The 3883-nt window shown below is 68.9% G+C and carries 6 protein-coding genes; 5 read left to right on the top strand and 1 reads right to left on the bottom strand.

Going from position 1 to position 3883, the window contains the following annotated elements:
* The 3 genes from VML93_RS32770 to VML93_RS32760 all read left to right on the top strand — a co-directional run.
* Nucleotides 1-393: hypothetical protein (locus tag VML93_RS32770; RefSeq protein WP_325617105.1), on the top strand; the 393-nt coding region annotated here is incomplete at its 5' end.
* A gap of 13 nt (nucleotides 394-406) precedes the next feature.
* The gene (locus VML93_RS32765) at nucleotides 407-937 is read left to right on the top strand and encodes a hypothetical protein (RefSeq protein WP_325617104.1); all 531 of its coding nucleotides are present in this window, start codon (nucleotides 407-409) and stop codon (nucleotides 935-937) included.
* Nucleotides 938-944: 7 nt separating this feature from the next.
* Nucleotides 945-1238: a DUF503 domain-containing protein gene (locus VML93_RS32760; protein WP_325617102.1), complete on the top strand. Its 294-nt coding sequence runs from the start codon at nucleotides 945-947 to the stop codon at nucleotides 1236-1238.
* 5 nt (nucleotides 1239-1243) lie between these two features.
* Here the strand turns inward: VML93_RS32760 and trmI are convergent, their stop codons facing one another.
* Nucleotides 1244-2086 (bottom strand): tRNA (adenine(58)-N(1))-methyltransferase TrmI, encoded by an 843-nt coding sequence (gene trmI, locus VML93_RS32755; protein WP_325617100.1) that lies wholly within the window; start codon nucleotides 2084-2086, stop codon nucleotides 1244-1246.
* Nucleotides 2087-2159: 73 nt separating this feature from the next.
* Here trmI and VML93_RS32750 point away from each other — a divergent pair, with 73 nt between their 5' ends.
* Nucleotides 2160-3014, top strand: coding sequence for a RecB family exonuclease (locus tag VML93_RS32750; RefSeq protein ID WP_325617098.1), 855 nt, complete (start codon nucleotides 2160-2162; stop codon nucleotides 3012-3014).
* A complete protein-coding gene (locus VML93_RS32745) occupies nucleotides 3011-3805 on the top strand; it encodes a thioesterase family protein (protein WP_325617107.1) in 795 nt (264 codons plus the stop codon). Before VML93_RS32750 ends, VML93_RS32745 begins: the two co-directional genes overlap by 4 nt.
* Nucleotides 3806-3883 lie beyond the last annotated feature (78 nt).

Here is a 3883-nt window from a genome sequence, read left to right as displayed (position 1 = left end):
CAAATCGTCGTGTTCGGTGTGCCGCTTCCGCTGGACCCTGCCGAGGCCGTGCCCACCCCCGGCGAGGTGATGGCAGTCCTCAACGGGCTGCAGGCTCAGGGCGTGCCGTTTGCGAGCAAGGCCAACCTGATCGAGGGAGGCCTCGCACCGTTCGAAGCCAGCCTTGCCGACTCGAGGTTCCAACAGGCCGTCAACAACGGCGCCTTTCCACTGACGTTCAATGTGGCAAATATCCGGCCCGCCGGTCCCGGAGCGGCCACGGCCGACATCACCGCGTCCGGCCCCAAGCTGGCACCCGCGACGCGCAACGTCAGGTTCGTGAACCAAGGCAACTGGAAGATCTCCCGTGCCTCGGCGCTGGCGCTGGTTCAGGAAGCGGGAGTGGGCGCATAGCCCGCCGGCCTGAATGCGCCGACATGTTGTTGTCCTGCTAGGCGCCGCCGCGATCGTGGCGGCGGCCGGGCTCTCGGGTTGTTCGGGCGGGCCCAAGGTCGACGCAGGAGCCGCCTCATCGGAGGCGCTCGCCACGCCGAGTCCGGTTGGGTCTCCCCCTGCTGCGCCCCTGCCCCCGCCCGAAGCCCTCACCGATGTGCTGGGCCGACTGGCCGACCCGAACGTGCCGGGCAGCAACAAGGTGGGCCTGGTCGAAGGCGCAACGCCGGAGAGCGCAGCCACCCTGGACAAGTTCAGCAACGCCCTGCGCGACAACGGCTATCTGCCGATGACGTTCGTGGCCAAGGACATCGCGTGGTCGGACAAGAATCCGTCCAACGTGACGGCCACCGTCACCGTCAACACCGCACAGGCGAAAAACCGGGTGTTCACCTTCCCGATGGAGTTCACGCCCGCCCAGGGCGGCTGGCAGTTGTCCCGCAAGACCGCAGACATGCTGCTGGCCCTGAACAGCTCAAGTCCGTCGCCGTCGCCGACTCCCTGAACCTCGGATGTGGATCGGCTGGCTCGAGTTCGACGTACTGCTCGGCGACGTGCGATCACTCAAGCAGAAGCGATCGGTGATCCGTCCCGTCGTCGCCGAACTGCAGCGCAAGTTCAGCGTCTCGGCGGCTGAGACCGGCTCGCAGGATCTGCACCGGCGGGCCGGCATCGGGGTGACCGTGGCGTCGGCCGACCGCGGCCACGCCGTCGATGTGCTGGACGCCGCCGAGCGACTGGTGGCGGCTCATCCGGAGTTCGAGCTGCTGTCGGTGCGGCGGGGGTTGCTGCGCAGCGACGACTAGCAAAGCTAGCCGTCCCGTCCCTCGCGCTTGCGGCCCAACGGCGCCGGGGCGACGACGCCGGGCGCCAGCCGGCGCGCGGTCACCAGGAACGCGGTGTGCCCGCGCATCGAATGTTGCGGCCGAACGGCCAGGCCCACCACGTTCCAACCGCGCTGCAGCGTCTCCCACGAGCGCGGCTCGGTCCAGCGCTGCTGAGCCCGCAGCGCCTCCACCACCCTCGACAGCTGGGTGACGGTGGCCACGTAGATCACCAGCACGCCGCCGGGGATCAGCAGCCGCGACACCGAGTCGAGCACCTCCCACGGCGCCAGCATGTCCAGCACTGCGCGGTCGAAGGAGCCGTCGGGCAATTCGGAGTCGGCGAGGTCGCTGATGATGAGCTGCCAGTTGTCGGGTAGCCGGTCATAGAAGTTGCCGACGTTGCGGCGGGCGTGCTCGGCATGGTCGGCGCGCTGTTCGTAGGAGATCACCTGTCCCGGCGGCCCGACGGCCCGCAGCAGGGAGAGGGTCAGCGCGCCGGATCCGGCGCCGGCCTCCAGCACCCGGGCGCCTGGAAAGATGTCGCCCTCGTGCACGATCTGCGCGGCGTCCTTGGGGTAGATCACCTGCGGCCCGCGCGGCATCGACATGACGTAGTCGACCAGCAGCGGACGTAACACCAGGAACTGTGCACCGTTGCTGGACTTGACCACGCTGCCCTGCTGGAGCCCGATCACTGCGTCGTGGGCGATCGAGCCGCGATGGGTGTGAAACTCGCTGCCCGGAGTCAGCGACATCGTGTAGTGCCGGCCCTTGGCGTCGGTGAGCTGAACACGTTCGCCAACGGTGAACGGGCCGGTTGCTGACACGCGATCTAGCGTGCCAGCCGACTCGCCGTAGCAGGTTCTCGGGGTTGTCGGCGTGCGGTCCTAGGCTGCGGGAATGACCGACGTGCCGGAGGAAAGCTCGCGGCCGGCCTCGAGACCCGCACTGTCACCGTCGCGGGCCGCGGACTTCAAGCAGTGCCCGCTGCTATACCGGTTCCGCGCGATCGACCGGTTGCCCGAGGCGCCGTCGCCGGCCCAGCTGCGCGGGTCGCTGGTGCACGCTGCGCTCGAACAGCTCTACGGGCTGCCCGCGGTACAGCGCGACCCTGACACGGCGAAATCGCTGTTGGACCCGGCCTGGGACCAACTGATGGCCAAGCAGCCCGACCTGGCCGACGATCTGGATCCCGAACAACGAGCCCAGCTACTCGAGGAGGCCCGCGCGCTGCTGTCGGGCTACTACCGGCTGGAAGACCCGACCCGATTCGACCCGGAAAGCTGCGAACAGCGGGTAGAGGTCGAACTCGCCGACGGCACGCTGCTGCGCGGCTTCATCGACCGCGTCGACGTCGCCGTCACCGGTGAATTGCGGGTGGTCGACTACAAGACCGGCAAAGCGCCGCCGGCCGCGCGGGCACTGGCCGAGTTCAAGGCGATGTTCCAGATGAAGTTCTACGCGGTGGCGCTGTTCCGGTCACGCGGTGTGCTGCCCGCCCGGCTGCGGCTCATCTACCTGGCGGACGGCCAGGTGCTGGACTACTCGCCGGACCGCGAAGAGCTGCTGCGCTTCGAGAAGACCCTGATGGCGATCTGGCGCGCGATCCAATCCGCCGGTGCGACAGGCGATTTCCGTCCCAACCCGTCGCGGCTATGTGACTGGTGCGCACACCAGGAGCACTGCCCGGCCTTCGGCGGCACACCGCCGCCCTACCCCGGATGGCCGACGCATGGCGCCGAACCCGCCGCATGAGCGGCAGCTTCTATCATCGGGAGCCTGCCAGCGGCGACTATCAGGCGTTCCGCGCGACCGACTGCACCCGCAGCAACTGGGGACCCGACCTGCAGCACGGCTCACCGCCATTGGCGCTGCTGACGAAGCTGATCGAGGAGCTATCGGCGGGGTCCGGTCTGCGGATCGGCAAACTCAGCCTGGACATCCTGGGTGCCATCCCGGTGGCCCCGGTGCGCGCCCGGGCCTGGGTGGAACGCCCGGGTTCGCGGGTGGCCATGCTGGTCGCCGAGATGCTTGCCGATCGCGACGGCCGACCCGCCCGTGCGGTGGCGCGGGTGACGGCGTGGCTGCTCGCGCGGTCCGATACGGCCGACGTGGCATCAGACCGGTACCCCCCGCTGGCTGAGGGACCGGCCGGACCGGTCGACGACGTCTTCGCCAATGCCGGCGGCTATTTCGACGCGATCAGCTGGCGCCCGCAGCGGGTCGCACCGGGCGCCACCGCGGTGTCGTGGTTCAGCCCGGTGGCGCACCTCGTCGACACCGAGGACACCACCGCGCTGCAGCGCCTTGCCGTCATCGTGGATTGCGCCAACGGCGTCGGCAAGATCCTCGACCCGGACGAGTTCATGTTCATGAACACCGACACCGTCGTGCATCTGCACCGGCTCCCGAACGGGAACGATTTCGCGCTGCGGGCCCGCGCGTCGGTCGGGCCGGACGGCGTCGGGATGACCACCGCAGAGGTCTTCGATAAGGACGGGTTCATCGGGACGTCGGCGCAGACGCTGCTGATCCAGCGCCGTTAGACCCGCCGAGCAGACGCAGAATCGCACTATGCAGGCCTGCAGTGTGCGATTCTGCGTCTGCTCGGCCGATGAAACCAG

This window comes from Mycobacterium sp. (genome assembly GCF_035499775.1).
Taxonomy (GTDB): Bacteria; Actinomycetota; Actinomycetes; order Mycobacteriales; family Mycobacteriaceae; genus Mycobacterium.
This window is presented reverse-complemented; position numbering and strand designations above follow the sequence as displayed.

What these genes read in the sequence shown, in the direction of transcription:
- VML93_RS32765 (WP_325617104.1), top strand. Translation starts at nt 407, where the DNA reads ATGCGCCGACATGTTGTTGTCCTGCTAGGCGCCGCCGCGATCGTGGCG.
- VML93_RS32760 (WP_325617102.1), top strand. Translation starts at nt 945, where the DNA reads ATGTGGATCGGCTGGCTCGAGTTCGACGTACTGCTCGGCGACGTGCGA.
- VML93_RS32750 (WP_325617098.1), top strand. Translation starts at nt 2,160, where the DNA reads ATGACCGACGTGCCGGAGGAAAGCTCGCGGCCGGCCTCGAGACCCGCA.
- VML93_RS32745 (WP_325617107.1), top strand. Translation starts at nt 3,011, where the DNA reads ATGAGCGGCAGCTTCTATCATCGGGAGCCTGCCAGCGGCGACTATCAG.